Origin of the sequence: Kitasatospora sp. NPDC048722 (genome assembly GCF_040650235.1) — a bacterium.
Lineage (GTDB): Bacteria > Actinomycetota > Actinomycetes > Streptomycetales > Streptomycetaceae > Kitasatospora.
In genome coordinates, this window is the sequence record NZ_JBEZGX010000036.1 from 23,828 (window position 1) to 37,735 (window position 13,908).

General features: G+C 72.3%; 12 protein-coding genes and 2 pseudogenes. 1 reads left to right on the plus strand and 13 read right to left on the minus strand.

The genetic code is table 11. From position 1 onward, the window contains the following. Nucleotides 1-176: 176 nt before the first annotated feature. From frr to rpsB, 4 genes are all read right to left on the minus strand, one after another. The gene (frr, locus tag AB0C76_RS24895) at nucleotides 177-734 is read right to left on the minus strand and encodes a ribosome recycling factor (RefSeq protein WP_329929691.1); all 558 of its coding nucleotides are present in this window, start codon (nucleotides 732-734) and stop codon (nucleotides 177-179) included. Nucleotides 735-832: 98 nt separating this feature from the next. Beyond that, nucleotides 833-1,597, minus strand: coding sequence for a UMP kinase (pyrH, locus tag AB0C76_RS24900; protein WP_189923573.1), 765 nt, complete (start codon nucleotides 1,595-1,597; stop codon nucleotides 833-835). Between the two features lie 261 nt (nucleotides 1,598-1,858). Continuing rightward, nucleotides 1,859-2,698 carry a translation elongation factor Ts gene (tsf, locus tag AB0C76_RS24905; protein WP_280685338.1) on the minus strand — a complete coding sequence of 280 codons (840 nt, stop codon included), beginning with the start codon at nucleotides 2,696-2,698 and terminating at the stop codon, nucleotides 1,859-1,861. Between the two features lie 129 nt (nucleotides 2,699-2,827). Further along, on the minus strand, nucleotides 2,828-3,670 hold the full coding sequence (gene rpsB, locus AB0C76_RS24910) for a 30S ribosomal protein S2 (RefSeq protein ID WP_045700214.1): 843 nt from the start codon (nucleotides 3,668-3,670) through the stop codon (nucleotides 2,828-2,830). A 738-nt stretch (nucleotides 3,671-4,408) separates the two neighbouring features. Between rpsB and AB0C76_RS24915 the strand changes: the two are divergent. Next, a pseudogene (locus AB0C76_RS24915) lies at nucleotides 4,409-4,891 on the plus strand (M23 family metallopeptidase); the annotation flags it as partial. Nucleotides 4,892-5,022: 131 nt separating this feature from the next. On the opposite strand, the gene AB0C76_RS24920 reads toward AB0C76_RS24915, so the two are convergent. The 9 genes and pseudogenes from AB0C76_RS24920 to lepB (AB0C76_RS24960) form a co-directional block, all read right to left on the minus strand. Next, entirely contained in the window at nucleotides 5,023-5,610 is a 588-nt protein-coding gene (locus tag AB0C76_RS24920; protein ID WP_359969621.1) for a helix-turn-helix domain-containing protein, read from the minus strand. Between the two features lie 123 nt (nucleotides 5,611-5,733). After that, nucleotides 5,734-6,498, minus strand: a pseudogene (whiG, locus tag AB0C76_RS24925) (RNA polymerase sigma factor WhiG); the annotation flags it as partial. A 781-nt stretch (nucleotides 6,499-7,279) separates the two neighbouring features. Next, on the minus strand, nucleotides 7,280-8,452 hold the full coding sequence (dprA, locus tag AB0C76_RS24930) for a DNA-processing protein DprA (RefSeq protein WP_359969487.1): 1,173 nt from the start codon (nucleotides 8,450-8,452) through the stop codon (nucleotides 7,280-7,282). Continuing rightward, nucleotides 8,449-10,158 carry a YifB family Mg chelatase-like AAA ATPase gene (locus AB0C76_RS24935; protein WP_359969490.1) on the minus strand — a complete coding sequence of 570 codons (1,710 nt, stop codon included), beginning with the start codon at nucleotides 10,156-10,158 and terminating at the stop codon, nucleotides 8,449-8,451. The genes dprA and AB0C76_RS24935 overlap by 4 nt, the downstream gene beginning before the upstream one ends. Before the next feature lies 1 nt (nucleotide 10,159). Next, nucleotides 10,160-10,618 carry a YraN family protein gene (locus AB0C76_RS24940; protein WP_359969624.1) on the minus strand — a complete coding sequence of 153 codons (459 nt, stop codon included), beginning with the start codon at nucleotides 10,616-10,618 and terminating at the stop codon, nucleotides 10,160-10,162. Between the two features lie 210 nt (nucleotides 10,619-10,828). Then, a complete protein-coding gene (locus AB0C76_RS24945; RefSeq protein WP_329929696.1) occupies nucleotides 10,829-11,155 on the minus strand; it encodes a DUF2469 domain-containing protein in 327 nt (108 codons plus the stop codon). 55 nt (nucleotides 11,156-11,210) lie between these two features. Next, the gene (locus tag AB0C76_RS24950) at nucleotides 11,211-11,684 is read right to left on the minus strand and encodes an NUDIX domain-containing protein (RefSeq protein ID WP_359969493.1); all 474 of its coding nucleotides are present in this window, start codon (nucleotides 11,682-11,684) and stop codon (nucleotides 11,211-11,213) included. Nucleotides 11,685-11,799: 115 nt separating this feature from the next. After that, entirely contained in the window at nucleotides 11,800-12,555 is a 756-nt protein-coding gene (gene lepB / locus AB0C76_RS24955; RefSeq protein WP_359969496.1) for a signal peptidase I, read from the minus strand. 145 nt (nucleotides 12,556-12,700) lie between these two features. Next, on the minus strand, nucleotides 12,701-13,702 hold the full coding sequence (lepB, locus tag AB0C76_RS24960) for a signal peptidase I (RefSeq protein ID WP_359969499.1): 1,002 nt from the start codon (nucleotides 13,700-13,702) through the stop codon (nucleotides 12,701-12,703). Nucleotides 13,703-13,908: the final 206 nt, after the last annotated feature.

A 13,908-nucleotide genomic window follows, 5' to 3' on the forward strand; every position in this document is an offset into this window, starting at 1 on the left:
GGCGACCGGCGGGCCCGGCACGGCGGGATCGCCGTACCCCGGCGCCGTGGGGTCGGCGTACCCGGGCGCCGCGTGCGACGGCTGCCGGGGGGCCTGCGGCTGCGGCGCCGGGCGGTAGGGCTGGAACTGCTGGTCGGATGGGCCCCAGTAGCCAGGGGCGTCAGGGGCGTCGTTCATCAGACTTCGAGCAGCTCGGCTTCCTTGTGCTTGAGCAGCTCGTCGACCTGGGCCACGTACTTGGCCGTGGTGTCGTCGAGCTCCTTCTCGGCGCGGCGGCCCTCGTCCTCGCCGACCTCGCCGTCCTTGACCAGCTTGTCGATGCCGTCCTTGGCCTTGCGGCGCACGGAGCGGATCGAGACCTTGGCGTCCTCGCCCTTGGTGCGGGCGATCTTGATGAACTCCCGGCGGCGCTCCTCGGTGAGCTCGGGCAGCACCACCCGGATGATGGAGCCGTCGTTCGAGGGGTTGACGCCCAGGTCGGAGTCGCGGATGGCCTGCTCGATGGCCTTCAGCGCGGTCTTGTCGAACGGCGAGACGACCGCCATCCGGGGCTCCGGCACCGAGAACGAGGCCAGCTGGTTGATGGGGGTCACGGCGCCGTAGTACTCGGCGACGATCTTGGCGAACATCGCCGGGTGGGCACGGCCGGTGCGGATGGCCGCGAGGTCGTCCTTGGCGACGAGGACGGCCTTCTCCATCTTCTCCTCGGCCTCGAGGAGGGTCTCTTCGATCACTGTGGTCTCCCTGTCCGGTTCATCTGCTGTTGTCCCGACCGGTGCCGGCGTGGCGCCCGGTCATGGCGTCGACGCCGTCCCGTACGGCTGGTTGCTGCTCAGGCCCGGACGGAATCCTGGCTGATGAGTGTGCCGATCTTCTCACTCTTCACCGCGCGCGCGATATTGCCCTCCGCGAGCAGCTCGAACACCAGCATCGGGAGGTTGTTGTCCTTGCACAGCGTGATGGCGGTGAGGTCGGCGACCTTCAGGTCGCGGGCGATGACCTCGGAGTACTCCAGCGCGTCGAACTTGACCGCGTCCGGGTTGGTCCGCGGGTCGGAGTCGTAGACGCCGTCCACGCCGTTCTTGCCCATCAGCAGGACGTCCGCGTGGATCTCCAGCGCCCGCTGGACGGCCGTGGTGTCGGTGGAGAAGTACGGCATGCCCATACCGGCGCCGAAGATCACCACGCGGCCCTTCTCCAGGTGCCGGACGGCCCGCAGCGGCAGGTACGGCTCGGCGACCTGGCCCATCGTGATGGCGGTCTGGACGCGGGTCTCGATGCCCTCCTTGACCAGGAAGTCCTGGAGCGCGAGGCAGTTCATCACGGTGCCGAGCATGCCCATGTAGTCGGACCGGGCCCGGTCCATGCCACGGACCTGCAGTTCCGCGCCGCGGAAGAAGTTGCCGCCGCCGATGACCACGGCGACCTCGGTGCCGGCGCGCACGACCGTGGCGATCTCCCGGGCGATCGCGTGCACGACGTCCGGGTCGACGCCGAGCCCGCCGCCACCGGCGAAGGCTTCACCGGACAGCTTCAGCAGCACCCGGCGGCGCGAGCCGTCCTTGGGGTCCTGCGCGGTCTCCTGCGTCTCCTGCATGGGACTTCTCCTTCTGCACCTACTTGGTTCACAGACGCGGGTGTGCGGGTGCCCGGTCTGCGCGTACACGCGAGGAGGCCACTGCCGCGGGAACCGGTTCGGTGTCCTGCACGGCAATGGCCTCCTCGTCGTTCATGGTGCCGACGCGGCCCGCCCGTGGCGGTTGGCGCTGGGTGAGCCCGTTCGGCGTTCCTCCCGCCCGGGTCAGCGGGCGGGGGCGGTTCCCAGCGTAAGCGCGCCGGGGACCAGGGGGAACGTGGCTCAGGCGCCGACGCGGAAGCGGGCGAAGCGCTTGAGGGCGACGCCGTTCTCCTCGAGGACCTTGGCGACGGACTTCTTGTTGTCCTTCGCGAAGGCCTGCTCCAGGACGGAGTTCTCCTTCACGAAGCCGGTGACGCGACCCTCGACGATCTTCGGCAGGGCGGCCTCCGGCTTGCCCTCCTCGCGAGCGGTGGCCTCGGCGACGCGGCGCTCGTTCTCGATGTCCTCGGCCGGGATGTCCTCGCGGGACAGGTACTTCGGCGCGAAGGCGGCGATGTGCTGCGCGACGTCCTTGGCGACCTCGGCGTTCTCCTTGTCCAGCTCGACCAGGACGCCGACGGCCGGCGGCAGGTCGGGGCTGGTCTTGTGGAGGTAGACCGCGACGAAGCCGTCACCGTCGAACTGGGCGAAGCGACGGAAGACGATCTTCTCGCCCAGGGTCGCGTTGGCCTCGTCGACGAACTGCTGGACGGTCTTGCCGGCCTCGATCTCGGAAGCCAGGGCGGCGTCCAGGTCGGCCGGGGCGGTCTTGGCCACGTGGGCGGCGATCGCGTCGGCGACCTTGACGAAGTTGTCACCCTTGGCGACGAAGTCGGTCTCGCAGTTGAGCTCGACCAGCACGCCGGACTTCTTGTCCTCGGCGATCAGCGCGGCGACGGCGCCGTTGGAGGCGTCACGGCCCTCGCGCTTGGCGACGCCCTTCTGGCCCTTGATGCGCAGGAGCTCGACGGCCTTCTCGACGTTGCCCTCGGCCTCGTCCAGGGCCTTCTTGCAGTCCATCATGCCGGCGCCGGTGAGCTCACGGAGCTTCTTGACGTCCGCGGCGGTGAAGTTCGCCATGGTGTGAATCTCTTCTCGCGTCTCGCGTGTCTGCGTGGGGATGTGCCGGGACCGTTGGTCCGGTCCCGGCACGGGAGAGAGGGGCGCCTACCGGCGTCGTACCGGCGAGCGCCCCTCACCCTTGGTACGTCAGGCCTGCTCGGCCGGAGCCTCGGCGGCCGGGGCCTCGGCGGCGGCGGGGGCCTCCTCGGCCTTCTTCTCGCCCTCGATGAGGTCCTTCTCCCAGTCGGCCAGCGGCTGGTCGGCACCCGGCTCGGCCTTGGCGTCGCCCTTGGCGACACCGGCGCGGGCCTTGAGGCCCTCGGCGACGGCGTCGGCGATCACGCGGGTCAGCAGGGTGACGGAGCGGATCGCGTCGTCGTTGCCCGGGATCTTGTAGTCGACCTCGTCGGGGTCGCAGTTGGTGTCGAGGATGGCGACGACCGGGATGTTGAGCTTCCGGGCCTCGCCGACCGCGATGTGCTCCTTCTTGGTGTCCACGATCCACACGGCGCTGGGAACGCGCTGCATGTCACGGATACCGCCGAGGGTCTTCTCCAGCTTGTCGTGCTCGCGCTGGAGGACCAGGAGCTCCTTCTTGGTGAGGCCGGAGCCGGCCACGTCCGAGAAGTCCAGCTCGCCGAGCTCCTTGAGGCGCTGCAGACGCTTGTAGACGGTCGAGAAGTTGGTCAGCATGCCGCCGAGCCAGCGCTGGTTCACGTAGGGCATGCCCACGCGGGTGGCCTGCTCGGCGATGGCCTCCTGGGCCTGCTTCTTCGTGCCGACGAAGAGGACGCTGCCGCCGTGGGCAACGGTCTCCTTGATGAACTCGAAGGCGCGGTCGATGTAGTTCAGCGACTGCAGGAGGTCGATGATGTAGATGCCGTTGCGCTCGGTGATGATGAAGCGCTTCATCTTCGGGTTCCAGCGGCGGGTCTGGTGACCGAAGTGGACGCCGCTCTCCAGCAGCTCCCGCATCGTGACGACGGCCATAGCCGTTCTCCTCAGGTGTTACGGCCCGGCTGCCGCGCAGGCCGCCCCGGGGCTCGCGCGGTGGCGATCCCCGTTCGGGTGACTGCGTGTACGGCCGGGTCAGGCTCGGTTTGTCCGTGGCGGTCAGGTGACAGCCACGCCTGACGCCCCGAACGTGCCGAGCCGCTTGAACCCGCTCGGTCGGGGACCGGGACGGGCTCGGCGGACCGAGCGGCACTCGCACCTGGCGGGGGCGGCGGCGGAGCCGCATCCGTCCACCGGTGGCGGGGCGTGCGAAGTCGACCCGGCGGACCGGGTCGCGTGTGAAGTGTACGGGAAGCGCCGAGTGGGGGGCGACTCCGCAGGTGGCGGAGGGGCCGCGGACGGGCGGCCGCGTCGGCGGCACGGGCGCCGCCGGAGCGGGTCGGCGTGCGGTCGGCGTGCGGTCCGAGTGCGGTCTGAGTGCGGTTGGAGTGCGGTCGCCACGACGTTCGCGAGGACGTTCGCCAGGACGTTCGCGACGGTGGTCCGTAGCGGCGCCGGGAGGCGCTCGTACACCGGACGGCGGCGTCCGTACACCCGTCCGGGGGATGCCGCTCGTCTGCGGGGACGGTTTGTCCACAGGAATCCCGAAGAGGGTGGTGTGGGCACTTCGCGGCCTGGACGCTCGGGCGCATGACTGGTCGCGGTGGAGTTCGGGGGGTCTCGTCGGCATTGTCGGCGACATTGGCGGCGCCGTTCGTGGTGCTGTGCGTTGTGATGGCGCTCGTTCTGGCGGGTGCTGCGGCAGCGCGCGCTGTCGGGTTCCTTGCCGTGGCTGGGCGTTCGAGCCCGGGTGGCTCCGGGGACGGCGCCCCTGCCGGACTCGCGCGTGAACGGGCGTGGCCGGTGGGTGGGCCCGGCGGGGTGCTCGGGCGGTTCGTGGCACCGGCGAAGCCGTGGTCCGCCGGGCACCGGGGCGTGGACCTGGCCGCTCCGGCAGGAGCGGAGATCAGGGCTGCGGCTCCGGGAGTGGTCACGTTCTCCGGGCTGGTCGCGGGCCGCCCGGTGGTGACGGTGTCGCACCCCGGCTCGGGGGCTCCCGCCCTGCGGACCACCTATCTCCCCGTCACCGGCACTATGCCGGTGGGCGGCGCCGTCGGCGCCGGCCAGGTGATCGGGCGGCTCGCCCCGCTCTCCGGGGAGGGGCGGCACTGCGCCGGGCGGGGCTGCCTGCACTGGGGTCTGCTGCGCGGCGACCGCTACCTCGACCCGCTCGCCCTGTTCGGCGCGGGCGCGGCGCGGCTGCTGCCGACGGGTCCGCCGACGGGCACCTCCCCTCGACCGGGGCGAGGTGTGCCGATCGGCAGCTCAGCCGCGAAGGAGCCGGCGGTTCACCCGCGGGAGAGGCCGTGGAGGGCCATCGCGACGGCGGCATCGGCGATCCGCTCGGGGCTCTCGGCCAGGCCACCGAGCGCGGCTCCTGCCGCCGCCAGCTGCTCGCCGTGGCGGACGGCCGCCTCGACGACCCCCTGGAGCAGCGCCGCGGTGAGCCTCGGCTGGGTGTGGCCCAGCTCTTCCAGGGCCTGGGTGACCAAGCCGACCAGCTTCCCGTGCGCCGCGCGGATCCGCTCGCGCGCGGCCTCGTCGAGCTCCAGCGCCGAGATCGCCACGACCGCCCGGTGGCGCGGATCGGCCGCGAGCGCCAGTTGCCCTCGGACGTAGGCCTCGATGCGGCCGGCCGCCGTGTCGCAGCTCTCCATCCCGGCCTCGATCTCGGCCGCCCAGAGCGGGAAGTCCACCTCGCACAACGCCTCGACCACCGCGGCGCGGGAGCGGAAGTACTCGTAGACCGAGGAACGCGCCAGCCCGGTCCGCGCCGCGAGGGCGGGGAAGGTCAACGCCTCCATGCCCCCCTCGGTGAGCAGGACGCGGGCAGCGTCGAGGAGAGCTGCCCGCTGCAGCTGGCGATGCTCGGCCACCGTGGCCGCTCGGATCTTCGGCACGCTCCCACTTTACGGAGACCTACACGCGGCCGGTACGCCGCCGCGCAAACCTCGGGCCGCCCGGCCGGAACCGCACGCCCGAGCGACCGACCGCACGCACTACCGGACGTCCGAGAGCTTGGCGCGCAGCTGCAGGACGGACTTGGTGTGGATCTGGCTCACCCGGCTCTCCGTCACCCCGAGGACCTGACCGATCTCGGCGAGGGTCAGGCCCTCGTAGTAGTAGAGCGTCACCACCGTCTTCTCCCGCTCCGGGAGGGTGTTGACCGCTTGGGCCAGCAGCCTCCGCAGCTCCCGGTCCTCGGCCACCTCGACGGGGTTGTCGGCGCCGTGGTCCTCCAGGGTCTCCATCAGGCTCAACCGGTCCCCGCCCTCCCCCACGGGGTGCAGCAGTTCGTCGAGCGCCACGACGTTGGCGAGCGACAGCTGGCTGAAGATGGCGTGCAGGTCCTCGATCGCAATGCCCATCTCGGCCGCGACCTCGGGCTCGTGCGGGGTCCGGCGCAGCCGGGCCTCCAGCGTCGCGTACGTCCGCTCGACCGCCTTGGCCTTCTGCCGCACCGAGCGCGGGATCCAGTCCAGCGCCCTCAGTTCGTCGATGATCGCCCCGCGGATGCGGCTGATCGCATAGGTCTCGAACTTGATGGCCCGGTCGATGTCGAACTTCTCGATCGCGTCGATCAGCCCGAATACCCCCGAGGAGACGAAGTCGGCCTGCTCGACGTTGGAGGGCAGACCCACCCCGACCCGGCCCGCCACGTACTTGACGAGCGGTGAGTAGTGGAGGATCAGCTGCTCCCGCAGCCGCTGGTCACCGGTCTCCTTGTAGGAGCGCCAGAGTTCCTCCAGCGCACTGCGCGCGGGGCCGCCTGCCTCCGGCCCCCGGCGGGGCGAAGGCGCCAACGCGTTCGGGGGTGGAGCTGGCGTCGGGGGCGCTGCTGGGGACCGGGTCGGAGCTTGGGTCGAGGACGGAGCGTGCGTCGGGGACGGACCCTGCATCGGGGGCAGCGCTGGAGGCGGGGGCGGAGCCTGGCGTCCCGGTCCGGGCGGGGGCGCCGGTGGTGGCACCGCCTCGGGCGCCTCCGTGGCGGCACGCGCCCCGGTCGGGCCGTCGGCGGGCGCCCCGAACCACGTGCCCGTACCGGCCGCGACCTCGCCACCGCCGGTACCGGCGTCGGCACCGTCGACCGCGTCGGAACCGACGACATCGGGGCCGGCCGTGTCGGGACCGACGGCATCGGCGGGCTGGCCGGGCACCGACGCCGGCCGGCCGCCCTGCCGTGACAGGCTCCCCATCGCCCCCGTCGCCTTGGGCGGGTACTCGGTCACGGGGCGCCGCTCGGTGCGCGGTCCTCCCGAGGACCGGGCGCCACCGGTCACTCTGTGTCCGGGAATGTGTGTGGGCATGCGTTGGTCTGCGCCGTTCTGCCGAGTCATGTGCTGATAGGGAAGGCATGTGGAGCGTAGCGTGACCGACTCGCTGCAATGCGCTACCGCCACTCGGTCGTCCCTCGATCCGGTGGCGTTCTCGTTATCGGATCCGGGCACCCGCAGAGGACGAACCGGTTCGGCAGGTCAACCACCCGATCTCCCGTCACTCCTTCTCGCAGCTCCCATCAGCGCAGCTGTTCGCCTCTCCCCGCGGTCACCTCCTCCGCACGATTCGCCAGTGCGCGCCGTGCCGTTCCACGAAGCCGAGCGACCCCAACTCGTAGAGCCGCTGGAGCACTTCGTCCGGCGGCAACCCCGACTGACGGGCCAGCCACTCGACCGGCGCGCCCTCGGCCGTCGCCGGCACGGCCTCCAGCACCCGTGCGACGGGCGGCTCCAGCAGGTCCCGCGGCAGGACCGGTCCGGTCCGCGTCGGCGCGAGGTCGTCCCCGATCGCACCGATCAATTCCGTCACCTCCGCCGCGTCGGTGACCAGCGTGGCGCCGCCGCTGCGGATCAGGGCGTGCACGCCCGCCGAGAGCTCGGAGGTGACCGGCCCGGCCACGCCCATGGTGTGCCGGTTGAGGTCCCGCGCCCGTCTGGCCGTGCTCAGCGCCCCGCTGCGCACGGCCGCCTCCACCACCACGGTGCCCCGGGTGAGGGCCGCGATGACCCGGTTGCGCAGCACGAAGCGGAAGCGGTTCGGGTGCTCCCCAGGCGGGAGTTCGCTGACCAGGAGCCCTTGGGCCCCGATCCGCCGAATCAGTTCGGCGTTGCCCTTGGGATACGCGACATCGACCCCACAGGCGAGGACAGCGACGGTCAGCCCGCCCACCGCCAGGGCCCCGCGGTGGGCGGCGGCGTCGATCCCGTAGGCGGCTCCGGAGACCACCACCCAGCCCCGTTCGGCGAGTTGGGCCGACAGCTCCCCCGCGACGTGTGCGCCGTACGCCGTGCAGGCCCGGGACCCCACCACCGCCACCGAGCGGAGGGCCAGCAGGCGCAGCGACCCGGTGCCCGTCGTCCAGAGCCCGACCGGCCGCCCGTCGCCCAGGTCGTCGAGCTGGCTGGGCCATTCCGTGTCCCCCGGAATGATGAAGCGTCCACCGCAGGCTCGCACCCGTTCCAGGTCCTCGGCCGGATCCAGACCGGGGAGTCTGGCCTGGTAGCCGGCCAGGCGGGGCCCGTCGAGCCCGGGATGGTCGGGCACGGCGCCCTCCCGGATCGCCTGGACCACCTCGGTGGCGGCGAGCTGGCGGAGCCACCGACCGACCACCGCGTCCCCGGGCTCGCTCAGCCGACTGAGCAGCACTCGGGCGAGCCGCTCCGGCTCGGGCTGTGCGGCCGTCGGCGGCGGCTGTCGAGGATCCGCCGTCATCCGGTTCATGCGACACCGTCCTCGTCCGCCGGGTACTCGTCGCGCGCTCCTCGGGTTGGGCGTCTTCCCGGACCGCTCCGCTGGGCGGGGACGCCCCCGGGGCGCTCGAGGGCGCGTCCGGTGAGCGGAAGGCCCTGCTCCACGCCGGTGCGCAGGACCAGCGCCGTCCGCACGTCCCGTTCGTCCGGTCGGTCCCGGCCAGCGAGGTCCGCGACCGTCCAGGCGACCCGGAGCACCCGGTCCAGCCCCCGGGCGGTGAGCAGCCCGCGTTCCAACTGCCGTGCGGCGTCGTTCAGCGCGCCGGGGGCGAGCTGCCAGCGCGTCCGCAGTTCGTGCCCCGGGACCTCGGCGTTGACCCGCCAGGGCGTGCTGGCCAGCCGGGCGGCCGCCCGCTCCCGCGCGGCCAGCACCCGGGCCGCGATGATCTCGGTGGTCTCCGCCGTGGTGTCCCGCTCCATCAGCTCGACCCTGGTCACCGGGGCGACCTGGACCTGGAGGTCCACCCGGTCGAGCAACGGCCCCGACAGCCGCCCCTGGTAGCGGCTCACCATCGCCGGGGTGCACTCGCACCCCTCGCCACGCCGTGAGTGCCGGCCGCACGGACAGGGATTGGCCGCGAGGCAGAGCAGGAACCGGGCCGGGAGCCGGAGCGATCCGGCCGAGCGCGCGATCACCACCTCGCCCGACTCCAGCGGCTGCCGCAGCGCGTCGAGCACCCGGACGGGGAACTCCGGTGCCTCGTCCAGGAACAGGACCCCCCGGTGAGCCAGCGACACCGCACCCGGTCTGGGCAGGCCGCTGCCGCCACCCACGATCGCCGGCATCGTGGTCGAGTGGTGCGGGGAGCAGTACGGGGCGCGGTCGATCAGTGGACGGCCCGCCGGGAGCAGGCCCGCCACCGAGTGCACCGCGGTGACCTCCAGCGCCTCCTTCTGCGTGAGCGGCGGGAGCAGCGAGGGCAGCCGCTCGGCCAGCATCGTCTTGCCGGCCCCGGGCGGCCCCTTCAGATACAGGTGGTGTCCCCCGGCGGCGGCGATCTCCAGGGCCCGCCGGGCCTCGTACTGACCGGCCACGTCAGCCATGTCGAGGCGGGCCGCCTTGTCGTCGGGCAGGCCCCGCACGCCCGCGCTCGGCAGCATGAGCCCGGCCATCACGGGATCGGGGCGGCCCGCGATCGGATCGGGCGGCTCCTCCGGCGCGGGCGCACCGGTGAGGACGGCGATCAGTTGGCGCAGGCTGCGGACCCCGATCACCTTCGCCCCGGGGACGAGCGAGGCCTCGGCCGCCGTCTGCTCGGCGACGACGACCCGCTCGTACCCGGCATCGGTGGCGGCCAGCACCGAGGGCAGCACTCCGCGGACGGGCCGCACCCGGCCGTCCAGCCCCAGTTCGCCGATGATCAGCAGGTCGGCGATGGCCGAAGGGTCGAGCCGCTCGGCGGCGGCCAGTACGGCGCAGGCCACCGCGAGGTCGAAGCCACTGCCGCTCTTGGGCACGGAGGCGGGGCTGAGGCCGACGGTCAGCTTGCGCTGCGGCCACGCCTCACCGCTGTTCACGACGGCCGCGCGCACCCGGTCGCGGGCCTCTGACAGCGCCTTGTCGGGCAGGCCGACCAGGGTGAACGCGGCCACCCCGGGCTCCAGATCGGCCTGGACCTCGACGATCACCCCGTCGACGCCGACCAGCGCGACGGAACAGGTACGGGCGAAGGCCATCTCAGACCACCCCCCGCAGGTGGTCCACCGAGGCGGCGCCCCGGGACCGGTTGATGACCGCGACCAGGTCGATCCGCACCCCGCCCGGCGGGACGGGCGGCCACTGCGGATCCGCCGGCCCGGGGTCGTACCCGGGCCCGGCCAGCTGCGCGAAGTGCCCGGGCCAGCGCTCGGCCAGCCACCGCTCGGCCAGCCGCTGCAGTCGGGCCGCCTTGGCCTGGTCGATGGCCTCGGTCGGCTGCTGGAAGCCCCGCTCGGAGCGGGTCTTCACCTCGCAGACCGCCACGGTGTCGCCGTCGAGGGCGACGATGTCCAGCTCGCCCTCGGCGCAGCGCCAGTTGCGGTCCAGGATGCGGAGCCCGTCCTCCGCGAGGCGGCGGGCGGCGACCCGCTCGCCGTAGCGGCCGAGGCTGGTCTTGCTCGGCCTGTCCGGCCCGCCCTGGCGGGCCTGCCGGGTGATCGCGCCCTGCGCGGTCGGGTTCTGCACGGTCGTGTTCTGCACGGTGACCACCTCCGCCGTGGAGGTTGCACCGCTGTGCTCGACGGGACCCGGTATTTCCCTTTTCCTGTGGACAACTCGCGCCTGTGGATAACTTCCGTCACCCGCAGGAGTGAGAATCCCCGATTGCGCGAAATTCCCCTGGACAACGCGGGACCGGGCGGTCCAACGTCAGTTCCCGAAGCCGGCGTCGTCCGAGGGCAGCTCCAGATCGCTCTTCGCGAGTTCCTCGATGTTCACGTCCTTGAAGGTCAGCACCCGGACCTTGCGGACGAACCGGGCCGGCCGGTACATGTCCCAGACCCACGCATCCGCCATCGACACCTCGAAGAAGACCTCGCCCTGGACCGAGTGCACCTGCAGCTCGTAGTCGTTGGTGAGGTAGAAACGTCGCTCGGTCTCGATCACGTACTTGAACAGGCCGACGACGTCCCGGTACTCCCGGTAGAGCTTGAGCTCCATCTCGGTCTCGTACTTCTCGAGATCTTCGGCACTCATCCAGGCGTCCCCTCAACTTGTCACGTCCACCCATTGTGGACCACCGCACCCACGCTCAGAGCCGTACCGGAACGACCGGCGGGCCCTGTACCAGCAGCCGCTCCAGAAAGTCGGCCAGTCCGGCCGGGTAGACCGTCTCGGCGGTCCGCCTCAGCTCCTCAAGCGTCCACCAGCGTGCCGCGAGCAACTCGGCGTGTTCCTCGTCGCCCGTGCCCGAGCGGTCGAGGCCGGTCGCCTCGGTCCGGGCCAGGTGGAACCACTGCTCCTGCTCGTAGCGCTGTCCCCGGAAGGAGAACGACACCGTGCCGTACCCCACCAAGGGCCCCAGCTCCACGCCCCGCAAACCGGTTTCCTCCACGAGCTCCCGCGCGGCGGCGTCGCGCACGTCCTCCCCGGGTTCCAAACCGCCTCCCGGGGTGAACCACCAGGTCACGTCCGGCACCGCCGGGTCCGAGCCCAGGAAGAGGAGGACGCGGTCCAGCCCGTCCAGCAGGAGGATCCGCGCGGCCTGGCGACGCCGCACCGTCATGGCAGCTCTTCACGCCCCTTCCATCCGCACCGGTGGTGGTACCGATCCTGCCACCCGACGCGTCCGTCCGGGGCGATGTTCGACAGAGCGGCCCGGCAGCCGGCGGCGGCCGCGCTCAGGATGCGCGCCCCCGACGGAACCGGCGGGCCAGACCGGCCACGCCGCCGACCGCCGAGGTCACGACGATCAGCGCCGCGCCGGCGACGGTGGCCACGGCCGCCGGGACCAGCGGGCCGGGCTGAGCGGCCCGCGGACCGGCGAGGCCGTCGAAGGCCGTGGTCCGGGTGAACCCACCCATCCGGCCGAACGGCATCACCGTCGCCTCCACCCGGGCCTCGACGGCGTCGGCCGCGACGGTCCCGCCGTCGACCGCCACGTGGGTGCGGGAGTCGAGCGAGACCATCCGGTTGTCGCCGAGCAGGAAGATCCGCCCCTGCGGCACCGTGACGCTGAAGGCCGCGCCCTGCGGACCCTGCGCCGCGAGGTAGGGCTCGGTGACGGGGGTGCCGTTCACCGTCAGTCCGCGGCCGTCCTCGGCGGAGGCCACGGTGTCCCCGCCCACCGCGACGACCCGCTTGACCATGAGCTCGCCGCCCCAGGCCTGGTCCTTGAAGACCACGACGTCACCCCGGCCGACGGAGCCGCCGTCGGTCTTCCGGGCAAGCACCGTGTCCCCGACCTCCAGCGTGGGGGACATCGAGCCCGAGGGGATGTTGTAGGGCCGGTAGCCGACCGCGATCACGGCGAAGCCGCCGACCAGCAGCACGAGGCCGAGCCCGATCAGGACGCCCTGGATCACGGCGGCCGCCCGGTGGCGCGGCCGGGTGGGCGTCACCGTCCGGTCGGCGGTCTGTTCCACGGCACTGCTCATCGACACCGTCCAGCTCTGACCTGCCGGAGCACGCCCCGGGTGCGCCGGAGGCACAGGCGGAAAACCCGTCGGGCCGTGGCACGTCCGAGCAGATTACTCGTCGGTACCACGGCCCGCGCAAGAGCTTGGGAGGAGCTGCCGGGGCTCAGGAGCCCTTCCTGTGGTCCGACCGGTTCCGCACCCGGCGCACCAGTGGGAGCAGCGCCACCGCTCCCGCCGCGCCGGCCACCGGCGGCACCAACGGCACGCCCGCCGCCAGGCCCTTCTGGTCGAAAGTGCTCGGCACCGGCAGCGTCGCCCAGTGGTCGATCGGCCAGGCCACCACGAAGGCGCGCCCGATCACGTCGTCCACCGGAACCGTCCCGCCGCCCGGCTGGTCCATGTGGAAGCGGGAGTCCAGCGAGTCGTCGCGGTGGTCGCCCATCACCCAGATCCGGCCCGGCGGCACCTTCAGCGGCCCGAAGCTCCGGCTGCAGGGGTTGTTGCCCGGGAAGATGTACGGCTCGTTGAGGGCGACGCCGTTCACCTTGACCGGACCGCCGCTCTCGCACTCGACGGTGTCGCCGCCGATCGCGATGACCCGCTTGATCAGGTCCTTCTCATTGGCCGAGGGCATCAGGCCGACGAAGCTGAGGACGTCCTGCACCCCCCGGAGGAAGGAGTTGCTGCTCTGCTGGACGGGCTCGTCGTTCAGCCAGCCGCCCGGGTCGTGGAACACCACGACCTCGCCGCGCTCGGGCTCGGCCCCGAACCAGGGGGTCAGCTTGTCCACCAGGACGCGGTCACCGACCTGCAGCGTGTTCTGCATCGACTCCGACGGAATGGAGAAGGCCTGGACGAAGAAGGTCTTGATCACCAGCGCCAGGACCAGCGCGATGCCGATCAGGATCGGCAGTTCCTTCCAGAACGATCGCGGCTTCTTGTCCTTGTCGGACACCTTGCCTTCCGACTCGTCCGCCGGCCCGGCCCCACTCCGGAGCTCGCCCGGGGTACCGTCCGTCCCGTCGCCCGGCTCGTCGGCGGAATGGGCCGCCGCGTCCTCGACCGAGGCCGACGGCGCTGCGGACTCGGCGGACCGGTCCGCCCGGCTGCCGGAGCCCTCGGGCTCTCCGGCGCCTGAGCGGGCGCCGATCACCAAATCCCCCACAACGTCTCCTCCCTGCTGTGCGGACGCCCACGCGCCCGCGCTCGGAGTGCCGCACAGCGGGCACCACGCTCACTACGACCATGAACGCCTCAGGGCTGCCCACCACGGACGCCCCTGACACCAGCACAGCCTCGACGCTCAGCCGGGACGTCCCGGCCGCGCCTGCACTTCTCTATCACTCCAAGGCATCCGGCTCGCGATCCCAC

Coding starts and splice junctions, on each gene's coding strand:
- tsf (WP_280685338.1), bottom strand. CDS start 2,698: ATGGCGAACTTCACCGCCGCGGACGTCAAGAAGCTCCGTGAGCTCACC.
- lepB (WP_359969496.1), bottom strand. CDS start 12,555: ATGAGCAGTGCCGTGGAACAGACCGCCGACCGGACGGTGACGCCCACC.
- dprA (WP_359969487.1), bottom strand. CDS start 8,452: ATGAACCGGATGACGGCGGATCCTCGACAGCCGCCGCCGACGGCCGCA.
- AB0C76_RS24950 (WP_359969493.1), bottom strand. CDS start 11,684: ATGACGGTGCGGCGTCGCCAGGCCGCGCGGATCCTCCTGCTGGACGGG.
- AB0C76_RS24935 (WP_359969490.1), bottom strand. CDS start 10,158: ATGGCCTTCGCCCGTACCTGTTCCGTCGCGCTGGTCGGCGTCGACGGG.
- pyrH (WP_189923573.1), bottom strand. CDS start 1,597: ATGCAGGAGACGCAGGAGACCGCGCAGGACCCCAAGGACGGCTCGCGC.
- rpsB (WP_045700214.1), bottom strand. CDS start 3,670: ATGGCCGTCGTCACGATGCGGGAGCTGCTGGAGAGCGGCGTCCACTTC.
- AB0C76_RS24945 (WP_329929696.1), bottom strand. CDS start 11,155: ATGAGTGCCGAAGATCTCGAGAAGTACGAGACCGAGATGGAGCTCAAG.